The organism is Marinomonas algicola, from assembly GCF_014805825.1.
Classification (GTDB): Bacteria; Pseudomonadota; Gammaproteobacteria; order Pseudomonadales; family Marinomonadaceae; genus Marinomonas; species Marinomonas algicola.
Window position 1 is genome coordinate 368,008 of record NZ_CP061941.1, and the last position, 16,629, is coordinate 384,636.

At 41.9% G+C, this 16,629-nt stretch carries 18 protein-coding genes; 13 read left to right on the forward strand and 5 right to left on the reverse strand.

The window, feature by feature from the left end; translation table 11 throughout:
• Window positions 1–43: 43 nt before the first annotated feature.
• The 3 genes from argB to coaBC form a co-directional block, all read right to left on the reverse strand.
• The gene (gene argB, locus IEZ33_RS01725; RefSeq protein WP_191602014.1) at window positions 44–949 is read right to left on the reverse strand and encodes an acetylglutamate kinase; all 906 of its coding nucleotides are present in this window, start codon (window positions 947–949) and stop codon (window positions 44–46) included.
• A gap of 258 nt (window positions 950–1,207) precedes the next feature.
• A complete protein-coding gene (gene dut, locus IEZ33_RS01730) occupies window positions 1,208–1,666 on the reverse strand; it encodes a dUTP diphosphatase (protein ID WP_191602015.1) in 459 nt (152 codons plus the stop codon).
• Window positions 1,667–1,708: 42 nt separating this feature from the next.
• Entirely contained in the window at window positions 1,709–2,932 is a 1,224-nt protein-coding gene (gene coaBC / locus IEZ33_RS01735; RefSeq protein ID WP_191602016.1) for a bifunctional phosphopantothenoylcysteine decarboxylase/phosphopantothenate--cysteine ligase CoaBC, read from the reverse strand.
• Window positions 2,933–3,051: 119 nt separating this feature from the next.
• On the opposite strand from coaBC, the gene radC reads away from it, so the two are divergent.
• The 13 genes from radC (at window position 3,052) to IEZ33_RS01800 (ending at window position 14,436) form a co-directional block, all read left to right on the forward strand.
• A complete protein-coding gene (gene radC / locus IEZ33_RS01740; RefSeq protein ID WP_191602017.1) occupies window positions 3,052–3,726 on the forward strand; it encodes a RadC family protein in 675 nt (224 codons plus the stop codon).
• Between the two features lie 182 nt (window positions 3,727–3,908).
• Entirely contained in the window at window positions 3,909–4,145 is a 237-nt protein-coding gene (gene rpmB / locus IEZ33_RS01745) for a 50S ribosomal protein L28 (RefSeq protein WP_191602018.1), read from the forward strand.
• Between the two features lie 11 nt (window positions 4,146–4,156).
• Window positions 4,157–4,327: a 50S ribosomal protein L33 gene (gene rpmG, locus IEZ33_RS01750; RefSeq protein ID WP_191602019.1), complete on the forward strand. Its 171-nt coding sequence runs from the start codon at window positions 4,157–4,159 to the stop codon at window positions 4,325–4,327.
• Between the two features lie 122 nt (window positions 4,328–4,449).
• Window positions 4,450–5,265 (forward strand): bifunctional DNA-formamidopyrimidine glycosylase/DNA-(apurinic or apyrimidinic site) lyase, encoded by an 816-nt coding sequence (gene mutM / locus IEZ33_RS01755; RefSeq protein ID WP_191602020.1) that lies wholly within the window; start codon window positions 4,450–4,452, stop codon window positions 5,263–5,265.
• A 240-nt stretch (window positions 5,266–5,505) separates the two neighbouring features.
• Entirely contained in the window at window positions 5,506–6,501 is a 996-nt protein-coding gene (locus IEZ33_RS01760; protein WP_191602021.1) for a BMP family lipoprotein, read from the forward strand.
• A 261-nt stretch (window positions 6,502–6,762) separates the two neighbouring features.
• Window positions 6,763–8,325 carry an ABC transporter ATP-binding protein gene (locus IEZ33_RS01765; protein WP_191602022.1) on the forward strand — a complete coding sequence of 521 codons (1,563 nt, stop codon included), beginning with the start codon at window positions 6,763–6,765 and terminating at the stop codon, window positions 8,323–8,325.
• On the forward strand, window positions 8,322–9,419 hold the full coding sequence (locus tag IEZ33_RS01770) for an ABC transporter permease (RefSeq protein ID WP_191602023.1): 1,098 nt from the start codon (window positions 8,322–8,324) through the stop codon (window positions 9,417–9,419). Before IEZ33_RS01765 ends, IEZ33_RS01770 begins: the two co-directional genes overlap by 4 nt.
• Window positions 9,420–9,428: 9 nt before the next feature.
• Window positions 9,429–10,397, forward strand: coding sequence for an ABC transporter permease (locus tag IEZ33_RS01775; RefSeq protein ID WP_191602024.1), 969 nt, complete (start codon window positions 9,429–9,431; stop codon window positions 10,395–10,397).
• A 1-nt stretch (window position 10,398) separates the two neighbouring features.
• Window positions 10,399–10,803: a cytidine deaminase gene (locus IEZ33_RS01780; RefSeq protein ID WP_240009604.1), complete on the forward strand. Its 405-nt coding sequence runs from the start codon at window positions 10,399–10,401 to the stop codon at window positions 10,801–10,803.
• 228 nt (window positions 10,804–11,031) lie between these two features.
• Entirely contained in the window at window positions 11,032–11,262 is a 231-nt protein-coding gene (locus tag IEZ33_RS01785) for a Trp family transcriptional regulator (protein WP_191602026.1), read from the forward strand.
• On the forward strand, window positions 11,262–12,662 hold the full coding sequence (locus tag IEZ33_RS01790; RefSeq protein WP_191602027.1) for an anthranilate synthase component I family protein: 1,401 nt from the start codon (window positions 11,262–11,264) through the stop codon (window positions 12,660–12,662). The genes IEZ33_RS01785 and IEZ33_RS01790 overlap by 1 nt, the downstream gene beginning before the upstream one ends.
• 10 nt (window positions 12,663–12,672) lie before the next feature.
• Window positions 12,673–13,329, forward strand: coding sequence for an anthranilate synthase component II (locus tag IEZ33_RS01795; RefSeq protein WP_191602028.1), 657 nt, complete (start codon window positions 12,673–12,675; stop codon window positions 13,327–13,329).
• Window positions 13,330–13,401: 72 nt separating this feature from the next.
• Window positions 13,402–14,436 (forward strand): sensor domain-containing diguanylate cyclase, encoded by a 1,035-nt coding sequence (locus tag IEZ33_RS01800; protein WP_191602029.1) that lies wholly within the window; start codon window positions 13,402–13,404, stop codon window positions 14,434–14,436.
• Window positions 14,437–14,506: 70 nt separating this feature from the next.
• On the opposite strand, the gene trpA is transcribed toward IEZ33_RS01800, so the two are convergent.
• Window positions 14,507–15,310 carry a tryptophan synthase subunit alpha gene (gene trpA, locus IEZ33_RS01805; protein ID WP_191602030.1) on the reverse strand — a complete coding sequence of 268 codons (804 nt, stop codon included), beginning with the start codon at window positions 15,308–15,310 and terminating at the stop codon, window positions 14,507–14,509.
• Between the two features lies 1 nt (window position 15,311).
• Entirely contained in the window at window positions 15,312–16,568 is a 1,257-nt protein-coding gene (trpB, locus tag IEZ33_RS01810; protein WP_191602031.1) for a tryptophan synthase subunit beta, read from the reverse strand.
• Window positions 16,569–16,629 lie beyond the last annotated feature (61 nt).

Genomic DNA, 16,629 nt, shown 5'->3' on the forward strand with positions numbered 1-16,629 from the left:
TATGAAACTTGCTTTTTAAATGCTGAGTTTTGAAACGCGCTCGTTATGGCAAGTTTGAATTTGAAATTAATGTACCAACACCCGCATCGGTGAATATTTCCAAAAGGGTTGCATGAGGTACTCGACCATCAATAATGTGGGCGCTGGTGACGCCGGCATTGACAGCCGATAGAGCACAACTGATTTTCGGTAGCATGCCACCATAAATAGTGCCGTCTGCAATTAAAGCATCTACCTCTAGAGTGGTTAGCCCTGTTAGAACGTTTCCTGATTTGTCTTGTAAACCTGCAATATTGGTAAGCAAAATTAATTTCTCAGCATTCACTGCCTCGGCTACTTTGCCTGCTACCAAATCCGCATTGATATTGTATGAATTGCCTTCGGAATCTACTCCGATAGGTGCGATGACAGGTATTAAATCACTGTTTTCAAGTACTTTTAAAACACTTGTGTCAATTGAAGCAACTTCACCAACATGGCCAATATCAAGGTTCTCTGGAGCATCCATTGATTCGGACTGATGTTTCACAAAGAGTTTTTTAGCTTGGATAAAACCACTGTCTTTTCCTGTTAAACCGATTGCTTTACCACCGGCTCGACTAATCAAATCAACAATGCCTTTATTGACTTGACCACCAAGAACCATTTCTACAATATCCATAGTGCGTGAATCAGTTACGCGCATGCCATTGATAAACTTGGATTCAATATTTAGATCGGCCAGCATTTGACCTATTTGAGGGCCTCCGCCATGAACGACAATAGGGTTGATCCCAATTAACTTCATCAAAACGATGTCTCGAGCAAACCCGGCTTGCAAGGCTTTATCTGTCATTGCGTTACCGCCGTATTTTATGACAAGTGTTTTCCCCGCAAAGCGCTGTATATAGGGAAGAGATTCACTTAGAACATTGGCTGTTTCTAATGCAGAGTCTCGTGTTAACGGCATAGCTTAACGCTCCTTAAAACTAAGATGATGTAAGGTCGGCAGTGTAACTCGCCTTAAGCAAACCAGTACAAAGACATACTAGGATGCATAATATGTAAGTAGGCACTAATGAAAGAAATAATAACGTGATATCAAAGTAGAGACTATAAAAAAATGAGCGTTCTTTGAGTTTTGTTGTTTTCGTAAAATAATACGCCACCGCGGCAGAGCAGGTGAAATAAGAGGTAAATTATTTACTTCGCCTGCTCTGGATAAAGCCTATTTCTTTCCTGTGTGACCAAAACCGCCTTCACCGCGCTCTGTTGCCTCAAAAGAATCCACTAAAGTAAAATCCGCCTGAACCACAGGCACCAGAACTAATTGAGCAATGCGCTCACCGGCTTCAATTGTAAAGGCATCTTGACCGCGGTTCCAACAAGAAACCATCAGTTCTCCCTGATAATCTGAGTCAATCAAGCCTACTAAGTTGCCTAAAACAATTCCGTGTTTATGACCTAATCCTGAACGAGGTAATATTGTTGCGGCCAAATTCTGATCTTCAATGTAAATCGCTAAACCTGTAGGGATAAGCTGTGTTTGTCCTGGCTCAAGAGTAATGGATTCATCTAAGCATGCCCTTAAGTCCAACCCCGCTGAGCCTTCGGTTGCATAACTCGGTAAAGGTATGCTGTCGCCTATTTTTTCATTCAGTATTTTTAATTGGATTGTTTGTTTCATGATCTATATTTTCCAAGGGTATAGGTAAAGTTTTCTGATAGATTATTGATTTTTCTGTCTAATAAATTCCACGAGAAGAGACGCTAACTCAGTCTTGTCCGCTTTGTTAGGAGACCACGTTGAGTGTTGACTCACCACGGTTACTTCGTTTTGTTCTTGGTTGAAGCCTATGTCTTTTCGAGAAACATCGTTAGCCACTATTAAATCTAAGCCTTTCTTTGCAAGTTTATCTTGAGCATAGGAGATGACGTTTTGTGTCTCTGCTGCAAAGCCAACGACAAATTTAGCCATAGATTCTCCGGCTACGGTGGCAATTATATCTGGGTTTTTAATTAAATTAAGTTGCATTTCATCTTTATCATTTTCTTTTTTCATTTTTTGTGTGGCAATGTCTTGGATTCTAAAATCGGCAACGGCCGCGGCGCCAATAAAAACATCCACTTTATTTTTTTGGCAGACGTCACGGCAAGCGGCCAGCATATCCAAAGCGGAGAGAACCTTTACTACTGAAATAGAGTGATGAGAAACGCTTAAAGAAACAGGACCGCTAATTAAAGTGACTGTGGCACCTAATGTTGCGGCTGCGTTTGCCAATGCATAACCCATTTTTCCAGAACTGTGGTTACTGATGAATCGAACAGGGTCAATAGCTTCCATTGTTGGGCCTGCCGTAATGACCCAGTGCTGGCCTGATAATGGCGGAGTCTCTGTTGATGGAACGTTGAAAAAGTGAATCACGGCGTCATACATTGCTTGCGGCTCAGACATTCGACCATAGCCCACATCCCCGCACGCTTGCTCACCTGACTCAGGCCCAACGGATTGTATGTCTCTTGCATGAAGTGTGTGAATATTCGCTTGGGTTGCTGGATGCTTCCACATCGCCTGATTCATTGCTGGGGCGATAAGGATGGGTGACTCTGTTGCTAGGCATAGAGTGGTTAATAAATCATCGGCCATTCCAGCGGCTTGGCGTGCGATAAAGTCCGCCGATGCGGGGGCGATCAGAATGAGGTCGGCCCATTTAGCCAGCTCAATGTGTCCCATCCCTGCTTCGGCTTCAGGGTCGAGTAAACTGGTTCGAACAGGTAAGCCTGAAATGGCTTGTAATGTCATAGGTGTAACGAATGCCAACGCACCTTTTGTCAAAACCACTTGGACTTGTGCCCCCGCTTTTTTTAATAATCGAACCAATTCAATGCTTTTATATGCGGCAATGCCTCCAGTAATGCCCAGTAGGATCTTTTTCTCATTTAGTAATGTCATAAAAAAGGCTTCTCAAATAATTCGGTAATGGTTTATTGTGTGCTTTGCGGTCTGAGTAAGACCGTGTATTTTCGAATAGGTTCGTAGACAAAAGAATATCATGGATCAAGGAGTAGATCATGAGTATCAAGCATTGGCCTGAACAAGAGCGGCCTAGAGAAAAGCTAATAAATAATGGCGCTGAGTCTTTAAGTGACGCCGAACTATTAGCCATTTTTTTACGAGTGGGAGTGAAAGGCGTGAGTGCGGTTGAGCTGGCTAGGAGAGCCATTATGCACTTTGGTGGTCTCAGAGCGCTAATGTCAGCCTCTAAAGAGGAGTTTTGTGCGTGTATTGGATTTGGTGAGGCTAAGTTTGTGCAACTCCAAGCCGTACAAGAAATGACAAAAAGACACTTAAATGAGCAGCTGGTTCGGGAAGATGTGTTTACCAGTGCTGAGTTAGTCAAAAATTATTTAAAAACACACTTACAACTGTCGCAAAGAGAGGTATTTGCCGTGTTGTTTTTAGACAGTCAACATCGACTCATCCAATATAAAGAACTGTTTTACGGAACGATCGATTCAGCCGCAGTGTACCCAAGAGAAATTGTTAAGTTAGCATTAAAAGTAAATGCCGCCGCTTGTATCCTAGCTCACAATCATCCGTCGGGTGTGGCTGAGCCAAGTCAGGCGGATATTTTAATTACCAGTCGTATTAAAAAAGCGTTGGATTTAGTGGATGTAAGGTTACTTGATCATTTTGTTGTTGGCGACGGATCGCCAGTTTCTCTTGCTGAGCGAGGGCAAGTTTGACGCTGACACTGAAAACTGGTTATTTTTTTCACAAATTCTTGATAGTAAATAGTGCATGTGGGAGAATACGCGCCGCTATTCCTCGGTATGGGATTTTAGTGGTGATAAAGAAACCACGCTCCGCCTGAGGAAGTGCAGAACACTTCCAAAAATTTTCTGGATAGCATTAGAAAGGTTTTATTATGTCTCGCGTATGTCAAGTTACGGGTAAGCGTCCTGTTACAGGTAATAACGTTTCCCACTCTAAACGCCGTACAAAACGTCGTTTTCTTCCTAACCTTCATTGGCACCGTTTTTGGGTAGAAGGCGAAAACCGCTTTGTACGTCTTCGTGTGTCTTCTAAAGGTATGCGTATCATCGATAAAAAAGGCATCGAATCAGTTCTTTCTGATATTCGTGCCAATGGCGAAAAAGTATAAGGAGCTGAACCATGGCATCTAAAGGCGCTCGCGATTTAATTCGCATGGTATCATCTGCTGGTACCGGTCATTTTTACACTACGGATAAAAACAAGCGTAATACTCCTGACAAGTTGGAGTTTAAAAAATACGATCCTGTTGTTCGTAAGCATGTAATGTACAAAGAAGCTAAAATTAAATAATTTTACTTCAATGTATGAAAAAGCCGGCTTTTGCCGGTTTTTTTATACATAAAATATAGCGTTAGTAGAATATTGTATATTGGCATTTATTATGCATTTAAATTAATGGTGGTGAATCTCTTATGCCTGAATTACCCGAAGTTGAAACCACAAAAAATGGAATAGCCCCTCATTTATTGTCAGTGGCTGTTGAAAAAATTGTTATTCGCCAGTCTATCCTTAGGTGGCCAATTACGCCCGAATTGCCAAGTCGAATGGAGTCTCAAGTGATCCGTTCCGTCTCTCGAAGAGGGAAGTATATCGGCATACACACAGACGTTGGCACCATGATTGTGCACTTAGGTATGTCTGGTAGCTTATATTTAGTCGATAAAAAAACGGAAGCGTTATTTCATGACCATGTGGATATCGTGCTGACTTCGGGGAAATGTTTGCGTTATACCGATCCAAGGCGTTTTGGTTCAATTTTGTGGACAGAAGAGGACTGGTTGCAGCACCCTTTGATTTGTTCGCTGGGGCCTGAGCCATTAACTGACGAATTTAATGTGTCCTATTTATCGGCTAAAGCGAAATCGAGAAAAAAGCCAATTAAGACTTTTATTATGGACAGCAAAATTGTTGTTGGTGTTGGTAATATATATGCCAACGAAGCACTGTTTAAATCAGGAATACGTCCCGATAGGCATGCGGGTCGTATTAGTGAAAAGCGTTTGGCGCTATTGGTAGAGAATATTAAGTCAGTGTTGTCTGACGCCATAAGCCAGGGCGGTACAACTTTAAAAGATTTTGTCGGCGGTGATGGGAAACCAGGGTATTTTAAGCAAGCTTTGTCTGTTTATGGTCGTGCTGGCTTGCCTTGTACACGTTGCCAAAAAGAGTTAATCGAATCTCGTCTGGGGCAGCGGAGTACCGTGTATTGCTCTCATTGTCAGAGGTAAGCTCAGAATATAATTGATTAAAAATGTCGAAAGGCGTTTTGAAATTCAGAGTTTTGTGTCCATACTGAGAGAGACAAGGCCGCCAGAGTAACCATCTATATACTGATATTTGATAATTGCTCAGGCGTTAAATAAAGGATAGTTATTGCGCTCTGTTGTCAGAAAGTTTATTTTTGACTAAATGGGCAGAAAAGATGTTCATAGAGTAATAATTAAATAAAAACATAAAGAGGAATCAGAATGAAAGGTGCATTTCTTGTCACGGCGACAGCGTTAGCAATAAGTGTTGCTTCAGCGCATGCTGCCGATGTAAAACCCGCTGTTGTATACGACCAAGCAGGTAAATTTGATAAATCATTTAACGAAGGTGTGTATAACGGTATTACTAAATTTACAAAAGATTCCGGCATTCAAGTTCGTGAATTTGAACCAAAGAACGAAGCACAAACAGAACAAGGCTTGCGTCGGTTAGCGAAGCGTGGACACTCTCCTATTGTGGCTGTTGGATTCTCAATGGCCTCTGCACTTGAGCGTGTGGCAAAAGATTTTCCTGATTTAAATTTTACTATTATCGATATGGTTGTTGATTTACCAAATGTCCAATCTATTGTGTTTAAAGAACACGAGGGTTCATTCCTAGTCGGCGCATTAGCCGCGTTGAAATCTGAAACTGGGAAAGTGGGCTTTATTGGTGGTATGGACATTCCTTTGATCCGACGCTTTTCTTGTGGTTATGAGCAAGGCGCAAAATATGTGACGGCAGATGCAACCGTTTTTCAAAATATGACAGGCTCAACCCCATCCGCGTTTAACGATCCAACAAAAGGCGCTGAATTAGCTAAAAGCCAATTCTCACAAGGCGCTGATGTTGTCTTTGCTGCGGCAGGTGGAACGGGTATCGGCGTTTATCAAGCGGCAAAAGACGAAGGTAAGTGGGCTATTGGTGTTGATTCAAACCAAAACCATTTACAGCCTGGAACTATGTTGACGTCTATGGTTAAGCGCGTTGATTTAGCGGCTTATAATACCTACGATCAAGCCGTTAATGGTACTTGGGCTCCTGGTGTCACTGTTCTAGGTCTTGCTGAGAGCGGTGTGGATTGGGCGCTTGATGACAATAATGCCTCTCTTGTTGACGCTGAAATGAAAGCGAAAATAGAAGCAATACGTGCTGATATTGTCAGTGGTAAAGTTTCTGTACATGATTATATGTCCGATAACGCATGTAACATTTAATTGAGTTTATCAAACAGCCGTCTATGTAAATAGGCGGCTGTTTTTGTTTTAAATAATAATGGAAACTAATGTTTCTGCGTAAAACATCTGTTGCAAAATATAAAAGATTGGCATTTAATGTATGTATTCTGTGCATTTCATCTAATCAAAAAAGGTTAAATGAATACAACAATAAACTGAAGTGAACTCTACATCGATATGTTTTATCTTTGATGAGACACCATCTTCTTCAATAACATACGCAGACAAATCACAAATCTTATGACCGACAATAAAACCTCACTTGCCATCGAGTTACGCGACATTAGTAAGCGTTTCGGTGCTGTGCAAGCAAACAAAGACATTTGCCTCCAAGTTCCTACAGGGACTATTCACGGAATTATCGGTGAAAATGGCGCAGGCAAATCCACTCTCATGAGCATAATTTATGGCTTTTATGAGGCTGACTCTGGTGTGATTGAAATCAGTGGACAAAAAAAACATATCCGCACATCAGAAGATGCGATTAACGCCGGTATCGGTATGGTGCATCAACATTTTATGCTAGTTGAGAACTTCTCTGTACTTGAGAACGTGATGTTAGGTGCAGAGGGAGGAGCCATATTACGTCAGGGAAGTGATGCCGCGCGTTTAGAACTGAAACGACTCGCTTCTGAATACAGTTTAGATATCGATGTAGATGCTATTGTCGAAGACCTGCCTGTTGGACTCCAGCAACGGGTTGAAATTCTTAAGGCGCTTTATCGTGGCGCTAAAATTCTGATTCTGGATGAGCCTACTGGTGTATTAACCCCCCAAGAAGCGGATCATTTATTTATTATTCTGAAATCACTTAAAGAACAGGGTGTCACCGTCTTATTGATTACGCACAAGCTGCGTGAAATTATGGCATCAACCGATAATGTTTCTGTAATGAGACAAGGTCAAATGGTCGCCCACAGAGAAACGATTCATACTGATAAAGAAGAGCTTGCCGAGCTAATGGTAGGGAAAAAAGTCAGATTGAAAGTTGACAAAGATGAGGCCAATCCAACAAACGTTGTGTTATCTGCAAAAAAGTTAAGTCTTGTGGATAGCCAAGGTGTTCAGCGTCTAAAAGAAGTAAGTTTAGATCTAAAAGCGGGTGAAATCGTTGGTGTTGCCGGTGTCTCCGGTAATGGACAAAGTGAGTTACTCAATGTTTTGTCAGGTATTGCTTCAATGACAAGTGGAGAAATTCAATTCTCTGGTGAGACCATCACGGCTAAAGCGCCTAAGAGCGCGTCTGAAATGAGAGACCTGAAAATGGCTCACGTACCAGAAGATCGGCATAAAATGGGCCTTGTCACGGGCTTTGAAGCATACGAATCGGCTATTCTTGGTTATCACAATTCGCCGGAATACAATGGTCCAATTTTATTAAATCGCAAAGCGATGCTTTCAGAGTGTGAAGAGCGAATGACAAAATGGGATGTTCGCCCTCCAAATCCACACTTGAAAACAGCGAACTTCTCTGGTGGTAATCAACAGAAAATTGTTATTGCAAGAGAGGTTGAGCAAAACCCTGAAGTACTTTTGATTGGCCAGCCTACCCGTGGTGTCGATATTGGTGCAATAGAAAATATTCATGAAGAAATTGTGAAGCTACGAGATTCTGGTAAAGCGATTTTACTGGTGTCGGTAGAGCTGGATGAGATTATGGCGTTAAGTGATCGCATTATTGTTATGTTTGATGGTGCTGTTGTGGGTGAGCTGCTGGCAAGTGATGCAGATGAAAGAACCTTAGGGTTAATGATGGCCAATGCATACAACGAGCCATCTGTTCAAGCAGGAGAGAAAGCATGAGCCAAGCGAAAGTTCCTGTATGGGTTAGTATTGCCCTGATTCCTTTTATTAATGTCATGCTGGCATTTTTTGTGTCTGCTCTGGTTATCTTGGCACTTGGTGAAGATCCTATCGAAGCGGCTGGTTACTTGATTTATGGCGCTTTTGGCTACGAAGAAGGTATTGGTTATACCCTTTACTATGCAACTAACCTTATTTTCACTGGTTTAGCTGTCTCAGTCGCGTTCAAAGCGGGTTTGTTTAATATAGGCGGTGAAGGCCAGGCTTATATAGGTGGGCTAGGTGTCGGTTTAGTTTGTCTCTGGTTTGATTCGACTTTACCCTTAATGGTCATCGTCCCCATTGCTATTATTGGTGGTGCTTTATTTGGTGCGGCTTGGGCTTATATTCCAGCTTATCTACAAGCTCGTCGGGGCAGTCACGTTGTTATTACCACTATTATGTTTAACTTTATTGCCTCTTCTTTGATGGTGTATTTAATGGTGAACTGGTTAAAGCAAGATGGCCGTATGTCACCAAACAGTCGAACGTTTGAAGAGTCGGCTTGGTTACCTTACATGCACGAACTTTTCGCTCCTTTTGGTATTGAGCTAAGTGAATCACCTCTCAATGCCTCTTTTATATGGGCATTGATCTGTTGTGTCTTTGTATGGATTTTAATCTGGCATACTCGTTGGGGTTATCAATTAAGAACGCTGGGAACCAACGCAACCGCGGCGGTTTACGCTGGTATTGATAATGGTAAAGTGACCATTTGGGTTATGTTAATCTCTGGTGGCTTGGCCGGTTTTGTTGGATTAAATGAAATCATGGGTGTTAACCACAGTTTGCTACTTAATTTCACGGCGGGTTATGGTTTTGCTGGTATTGCTGTTTCCTTGATGGGGCGAAACCACCCTGTTGGTATTGTCGTTGCGGCGATTTTATTTGGTGCTTTGTATCAAGGTGGAGCGGAATTGGCCTTTGAAATTCCAAGTATTACACCAGAAATTGTGGTGGTTATTCAGGGTCTGGTCATTCTATTTTCTGGCGCATTAGAAAATATGTTGAAAGATCGTATCGAAGGCATCTTTATTCGCAAATCTGTAGCGTAGGGGTAAATTATGTTCGAAACATTAATTTTGATTCTTGATGCCACAATGCGAGTATCAACACCATTAATTTTAGCGGCCTTAGCCGGACTTTTTTCTGAGCGTTCGGGGATTGTTGACATTGGGCTCGAAGGTAAGATTTTAGGAGGGGCATTTGCTGCCGCCGCCGCCGCCGCGGTATTTGGCTCGGCCTGGGTGGGTCTTATTTTTGCTATGTTGGCTTCGATTGGTTTGGCTTTAATCCATGGCTTTGCTTGTATCACTCATCGAGGTGATCATATCGTCAGTGGTGTGGCAATCAATACGATTGTGGCCGGTTTGACTGTAACATTAGGGCTTGATTGGTTTGGCATGGGTGGTCAAACACCAACCCTTTCTGGTGATGCTAGGTTCTTGTCTATTACCTTGCCTTTTGCGGATGCGCTGGCCGATGTTCCCGTTATTGGTTTAATTTATTCCGAGTTATTAAGTGGCCATAATGTATTAGTGTACTTAGCGTTTGCTTGTGTCCCAGTGACCTTCTGGGTGATCTATAAGACGCGTTTTGGTTTGCGGCTTCGAGCGGTTGGTGAGAACCCTCATGCGGTAGATACGGCGGGTATTTCAGTGGCTTTTTTACGTTATAGGGCCGTTATTATCTGTGGTATTTTATGCGGACTTGCGGGTGCCTACCTATCGACCGCCCACAATGCTGGTTTTTTAAAGGATATGAGTGCGGGTAAAGGCTACATTGCATTAGCGGCTCTTATTTTTGGTAAATGGAAACCTGTCCCTGTGATGCTCGCTTGCTTATTGTTTGGTTTCTTAGATGCGGTGGCGGTGCGTATGCAAGGGGTATCGCTTCCAGGTATCGGTGAAATCCCTGTTCAAGCGATTGAAGTTCTGCCTTATGTATTGACCGTTTTACTGCTTGCTGGGTTTATCGGTAAAGCGATTGGGCCTAAAGCTGTTGGTCGTCCTTATGTTAAAGAGAGAGCCTAATATGACTCAAATAAACAATAAGGCGTTGTTCGACCTTGCTGTGCAAGCGATGAATAAAGCTTATGTACCCTATTCTAATTTTGTGGTTGGTGCCGCCATACAAACGGTTACAGGTGAATTGTATTCTGGGTGTAATGTGGAAAATGCATCTTATCCAGAAGGGACATGCGCTGAAGCGGGTGCGATTGCGTCAATGGTGCGTGATGGCCAAACTCAAATAGATAGTATTTATGTGATAGGTAAGGGAGAGCAATTGGTAACACCTTGCGGTGGATGCCGTCAACGCATTAGAGAGTTTTCGACACCGTCTACCATGATTCATATTTGTGGTCCCGAAGGCATAAGAAAATCCATGACAATGGAGGAACTACTGCCTTTTTCGTTTGGTCCTGACAATCTTAAATGACAAATAGCGGTTAGCCTTTTTAGTAATGATGAGTCGTTAATAATTAGGTTTACTAAAAAAGACTAAAAGCGCTCCATTCTGCCTTTCAGAATGAAGCGCTTTTTTTTTAGAGAGAAGCACATTTTAGTATTCGGTCTTATGCTTTTTTGGGTTAATCCGTTTGCAGGATGATTAAAATGCCTGTATCGTACTAGTACGTGAATACGTTTGAGTGGTTGAAATAAAAGTATGCAAGAATTAGCTAAATATTTCCTAGCCGCAAGAGATGAAGGTCAGATGCAAAAACTCTTACAAGGTCTACTGACTCCTAATGAAGTGAGTGAGATGCGTAAGCGTTTACAGATTTTTACCCTCCTGAAGGAAGGGGTCTCTCAAAGAGAAATATCAAAGCAGCTAGGGGTTGGAATTGCCACTGTCACTCGTGGTTCAAGAGCCTTAAAAGAATTGGAAGAAAACTAATGTCGTCTAAACCTGAACCGTTTAAGTTACCCCGTAAACCTCACTATGTCACAGTGGCTGAGAATTGTGATTTTTTTGAGTTATTTAAAAAAGTCGAAAAGCGTTTTGATACCTGTTTTATGTTGGAGTCTCTTGGAGAAGAGAGCTTTATTTCACGCTATTCAATTATTGGGTTTGATCCAGAAAAAATTCTCTGGGCAGAAGGTAATGAGCTGCATATTCAAGACTACAATGGCGAGGTAAATACTTATGTCTCTGATAACCCTTATTATTTATTAAGAGATATTGTGCCTCAAAATATTTTATCGCGTAAATATTCTGGTGGTTTAACGGGGTATATCAGCTACGATGCCATGAATTATTTTGAACCAAGTTTAAAATTGCATAAAAGTGACATGTTTGAAGCCTTCAAATTTGGCTTGTACACAGACGGATTGATTTTAGACAAAATGACGGGCGTTATTTTCTATTTTTACTACGGTGAAAAAAGCAGTAACCGTATGCCTTTGATTGAGACAATGTTAAAGGAAGAAGACGCCGTGAATGGTCCATTAGTCGTGCGACCTCAAGGTGAATCTATGTCTAAGCAGGATCATGCTGAAGCGGTTTCCAAGGTGAAACAAGACATTATTAATGGCAAAATTTTCCAAACGGAAGTGGGTTTTAAAAAATGGTTTAGCTTAGATGGGGATTGCATCAATATTTATGAGCAGATGCGCCAAGTTAACCCGTCACCACAGATGTACTTTATTAAATTCGGCGAGCAAAAAGTCATTGGTGCAAGTCCTGAAATGTTGTTTCGACTCAGGCAAGGTGAAATGGAAACCTTCCCGCTTGCTGGAACCGCCAAAAGAGGCGCAACAGAGGAAGAAGATCGAGAGCTTGCCAGAGTATTACTTAATGACCCAAAAGAAATTGCTGAACACAATATGATTGTGGATTTGCATCGTAATGATATTGGTCGAGTAGCGCAATTTGGAACCGTTAAAGTTCGAAGTTTGATGGACATTAAACGTTTCAGTCATGTGCAACATATCTCCAGTGAAATCGTTGGTATTATGGCGGAAAATGAGGACATGTTTTCTGGATTAGCCAGCAACTTTCCTGCAGGGACATTAACGGGCGCGCCAAAGATTGAAGCGATGAAAATTATCGATGACTTAGAAGGTGAAGGCCGAGGTCCCTATGGTGGTGCCGTAGGTCATTTCTCGTTTAACGGAGATTGTACCTTTGCTATTCCTATACGTACTGTATTTGCGAATGGGGAAAAAGCCTATGTGCAAACCTGTGGCGGTAATGTTTTCGACTCAAATGCAGAAGATGAGTATGAAGAAATTCAACGAAAATTCGCTGGCACTAAACGTGTTTTAGACCAGTTTATTCCATCCGATGCAGAGTAAGGTAAGTTTTATGAAAGTGTACATTATTGATAATTATGATTCGTTTACCTATAACCTGTATCAATATATAGGGGAAATTTTAACCAGCGCAAAGAGTCGCAATCAATTAGCTGACTTTAACGTGGTTGTGAAACGTAATGACGATTTTGAAATAGACGATCTAAGAGACGCCGATAGAATTATTATTTCACCTGGTCCTGGTTCACCAGATGACGATGCCTATTTTGGTCAGTGTGCTGAAGTAATTAGAGAGTTAGGTCAAACCATCCCATTAATGGGAGTGTGCTTAGGGATGCAAGGGATTGTGCACGTTTTTGGTGGTAAGGTAGTCAAAGCGCCGTTACCTGTTCATGGAAAAACCAGCCCTATTCAACATAATGGTTGTGGCATTTTTCACGAAATTCCGGATCAACTAGAAATTATGCGTTATCACTCACTTGTCGCTGAAAACGAAAGTTTCCCTGATGTTCTTGAAATAACCGCAGCTGTTGGACGTTTACAGTCTCAAGATTTTGCGAATCGAGATCGTGTTCTTCAAGGGGGAGCGTTTGAAATTATGGGTGTACGCCATAAGACGTTTCCTATTCAAGGCATTCAGTTTCACCCTGAATCGTTTGCAACTGAAGGAGGAAAAGATTTAATACATAACTTTTTATTCCAGCTATAATAGTGGATAGATTAAGTTCGAAGGGGGTTAATCTTAGTTAGTCTTAACGTGAGAAGGAAGCAAGGTTCGGTTTTGAAACGATTCGATGTGGATTCCAAGAAATTGTCTTTATTAGATTATTTTAGACGCTGCCAGAAAGTGCTTTCTAGTATTGCCTTGGGTGCGGATGCAAAAGACATATTTACTCAGCTTCAAGCCATTGTTGAATCAATGGAAGCTGGACGCATTGCCAGTGTATTAAAGCTAGATGAATCCACGAAAACGCTACATCATTATGGCAATAACCGCTTGCCGAAACTGTATGCTGATGCCATTGATGGCGTTGAGATTGGAGAGTATATAGGATGTTGTGGCTCGGCCGTCTACCTAGGTAAGACAGTGATTGCAAAAGACATTCAGAGTCACCCAAACTGGGTTCATTACCGCGATATCGCTAAGATTGCAAACTTAGGGTCGTGTTGGTCAGTGCCTATCATATTGTCCGATGGTTATGTATTTGGCTCATTTGCGGTTTACTCCCCTAACTCTGCGTCTCCAACAGAAGATGAGCTGGAAGTACTCACCATGTCGGCTCATATAGGGAGTGTTGTTATTGAAAAGTCTCGACTGGAAGAGAAGCTAAAGTTCGCAGCAACACATGATGCTTTAACTGGGATCTTAAATCGTACTCAATTTGAGTTGCTCGTTGGAAAGATGCTGTTAAATTTAGAGCGTAATCAACTAACAATGAGCTTACTGTTTTTAGATTTGAATAACTTTAAGGAAGTGAATGATCTTCACGGCCATGACTTGGGGGATGAGCTACTAACCTTGTTTGCTAAAGCCTTGTTGTCAGAGTTAAGAGAGTCGGATGTGGTTTGTCGACGAGGTGGGGATGAGTTCCTCGTTGCGTTAGTTGGCACATCTAAAAAAGGTTCTGAAGCTTATACGGAACGAGTACGCAAAGATTTTCTAGCAAAACAGCAACGTCTAAAATACCCTCAACATATCGAATTTTCTGTTGGTGTGTCGGAAGCCAAGCCGGGCGCGTATCCGACTCTTACCGACTTAATGATTGAAGCGGATAAAAATATGTATAAAAACAAACACCTGATGAAAAAAAGCTAGAGTAAATTTTAATAACGCACGGCTAACGATGGCACTAATAACATCCAACCTAAGCAATGCGCTTCGATTATTAGACGTCGTTAAGATGTGGAAACAGATCTTTTACGAAATTTGCGGCCGCGACCATACCTTGGTTATCATATCGCTCTAATAATGCCGAGCCGATAATGGCAATATCAGCATGATTGGCAACGTCATCTATTTGTGATTTCGAGCGAATACCAAAGCCTATGGCTAATGGCGTATCCGTATGGCTTTTTACCTCTTCTAAGTAAGCTGTTAAGGGGAGTTGTTGTTGGTTATCGCCGCCCGTCACACCTGCACGGCTTACGCAATATAAGAACCCCGTTGATTGGCTCGCTATTTTTTGTAAACGTCTGCTAGGCGTTATAGGTGTTACCAACCAAATCGGGTCTACTTGAAACTGTGCGCAGGCTTCCTGATAGTCTTGTGAATGATCTATTGCTAGGTCTGGAAGGATTACGCCGCTAATACCACTCAATGACGCTTCTTCAATGAATTGCGTTACGCCAAATTTAAAAACAGGATTTAAATAGCTCATAAACACGATTCTGCTGTTAGGATAATGCCGAGATAATTCTTTTAGATGCAATAAACAGTTTGAAATTTTTAGATCTACTGATAGGGCTTTATGACAAGCATTTACAATAGTCGGTCCATCCGCAACAGGGTCGGAAAACGGAAATTGAACTTCCAGGATATCCACACCTAAATCCAGTAGGGTTTTCATCCATTGAAGGCTTTCTTCTACAGACGGGTAGCCATAAATAACATGAGTCATTGCCAGAGGTGTATTGGTATCGTGTGATAATAGTGACTTTCTCGTCGTGATAAATTTTTGAAGTTGGCTCATGTTATACCTCTGATGTCACGTCATTCGTTTTATGGAATTGATCTGCATAATCTTGAATAAAAGGGACGAATTCGTCGTCTTGAAATGCTTTCGCTACATTAAAAATATCCTTGTCTCCACGTCCGGATAAATTAATCACAATATGCTCATCTTTAGGCCGTTGTTTGGCTTCACGAAATGCCGCCGCAAGTGCGTGGGAAGATTCTAGAGCGGGAATAATGCCTTCTTTCTTTAATAATAATGAGCACGCGTTAAGAACTTCTTCATCTGACGCATAGGCCATGCGAACCCTCCCTGTTTCAGCCAAATGGGCGATAATCGGGGAAACGCCAACATAATCTAAACCAGCGGCAATAGAGTGAGTATCTTGTAATTGTCCGGATTCATTTTGTAAAAAAATACTGGAGAACCCCTGTGCTATGGCTTTAGATCCATAGTTATGAGATAGCCGAATAGAATGTTCTCCTATCGCAGTTCCTTTCCCCGCGGCCTCGACCCCGATCATCTCTACAGAGTTATTGTCTAAAAAGGCATTAAATAAGCCGATCGCATTCGATCCTCCTCCTACGCAGGCGTACAGCTTATTAGGTAACCCTTTAAATTGAGTCTGGCTTTGTGTTTTTACTTCGTCTCCAATAACGGATTGGAAATAGGCAACCATTTCAGGAAAAGGCGCACAACCACAAGCCGTTCCAATTAAATAATGACTGTTTTGATGACTGCCAGACCAGTCTCTTAATGCCTCGTCTAAAGCGTCTTTAAGTGTTTGAGATCCGGTGCTAACTGAGATAACGGTTGCGCCTAATTGTTTCATCCAAAACACATTTGGATATTGGCGAGCAATGTCCTTTGCACCCATGTAAATTGTGCATTCTAAGCCTAACCTAGCGGCGACGAGTGCCGTTGCTATACCGTGCTGCCCTGCACCAGTCTCCGCGATGACTCGTGTTTTACCCATACGCTTTACGAGTAAGCCTTGTCCAATCACATTGTTCATTTTGTGAGCGCCACTGTGATTCAAATCTTCTCGTTTTAAATAGATTTGTGCACCACCAAAATAGTGGCTGAGATTCTCGCAATGTGTGAGAGGTGTTGGACGACCGGAGAATTGCTGCCATTGTTTGTGCAGTTCTTGAAGGAATAAAGGGTCGTTTTTGGCGTCTTCAAATGCCTCCACAATTTGCTGTTGGCTTGTATACAGAATTTCTGGAATGTAACTGCCACCGTATTGCCCATAGTAACCTTGCTCACTTTGCATTTGTTTCTCCTGTACATTTAATTTATTTACTTTACCGTTTAGTTAATAAATTAATGGTTAA

What these genes read in the sequence shown, in the direction of transcription:
- mutM (WP_191602020.1), top strand. Translation starts at nt 4,450, where the DNA reads ATGCCTGAATTACCCGAAGTTGAAACCACAAAAAATGGAATAGCCCCT.
- trpA (WP_191602030.1), bottom strand. Translation starts at nt 15,310, where the DNA reads ATGAGCCAACTTCAAAAATTTATCACGACGAGAAAGTCACTATTATCA.
- IEZ33_RS01780 (WP_240009604.1), top strand. Translation starts at nt 10,399, where the DNA reads ATGACTCAAATAAACAATAAGGCGTTGTTCGACCTTGCTGTGCAAGCG.
- coaBC (WP_191602016.1), bottom strand. Translation starts at nt 2,932, where the DNA reads ATGACATTACTAAATGAGAAAAAGATCCTACTGGGCATTACTGGAGGC.
- rpmB (WP_191602018.1), top strand. Translation starts at nt 3,909, where the DNA reads ATGTCTCGCGTATGTCAAGTTACGGGTAAGCGTCCTGTTACAGGTAAT.
- rpmG (WP_191602019.1), top strand. Translation starts at nt 4,157, where the DNA reads ATGGCATCTAAAGGCGCTCGCGATTTAATTCGCATGGTATCATCTGCT.
- IEZ33_RS01790 (WP_191602027.1), top strand. Translation starts at nt 11,262, where the DNA reads ATGTCGTCTAAACCTGAACCGTTTAAGTTACCCCGTAAACCTCACTAT.
- argB (WP_191602014.1), bottom strand. Translation starts at nt 949, where the DNA reads ATGCCGTTAACACGAGACTCTGCATTAGAAACAGCCAATGTTCTAAGT.
- IEZ33_RS01770 (WP_191602023.1), top strand. Translation starts at nt 8,322, where the DNA reads ATGAGCCAAGCGAAAGTTCCTGTATGGGTTAGTATTGCCCTGATTCCT.
- IEZ33_RS01785 (WP_191602026.1), top strand. Translation starts at nt 11,032, where the DNA reads ATGCAAGAATTAGCTAAATATTTCCTAGCCGCAAGAGATGAAGGTCAG.
- trpB (WP_191602031.1), bottom strand. Translation starts at nt 16,568, where the DNA reads ATGCAAAGTGAGCAAGGTTACTATGGGCAATACGGTGGCAGTTACATT.
- dut (WP_191602015.1), bottom strand. Translation starts at nt 1,666, where the DNA reads ATGAAACAAACAATCCAATTAAAAATACTGAATGAAAAAATAGGCGAC.
- IEZ33_RS01760 (WP_191602021.1), top strand. Translation starts at nt 5,506, where the DNA reads ATGAAAGGTGCATTTCTTGTCACGGCGACAGCGTTAGCAATAAGTGTT.
- IEZ33_RS01765 (WP_191602022.1), top strand. Translation starts at nt 6,763, where the DNA reads ATGACCGACAATAAAACCTCACTTGCCATCGAGTTACGCGACATTAGT.
- radC (WP_191602017.1), top strand. Translation starts at nt 3,052, where the DNA reads ATGAGTATCAAGCATTGGCCTGAACAAGAGCGGCCTAGAGAAAAGCTA.
- IEZ33_RS01775 (WP_191602024.1), top strand. Translation starts at nt 9,429, where the DNA reads ATGTTCGAAACATTAATTTTGATTCTTGATGCCACAATGCGAGTATCA.
- IEZ33_RS01795 (WP_191602028.1), top strand. Translation starts at nt 12,673, where the DNA reads ATGAAAGTGTACATTATTGATAATTATGATTCGTTTACCTATAACCTG.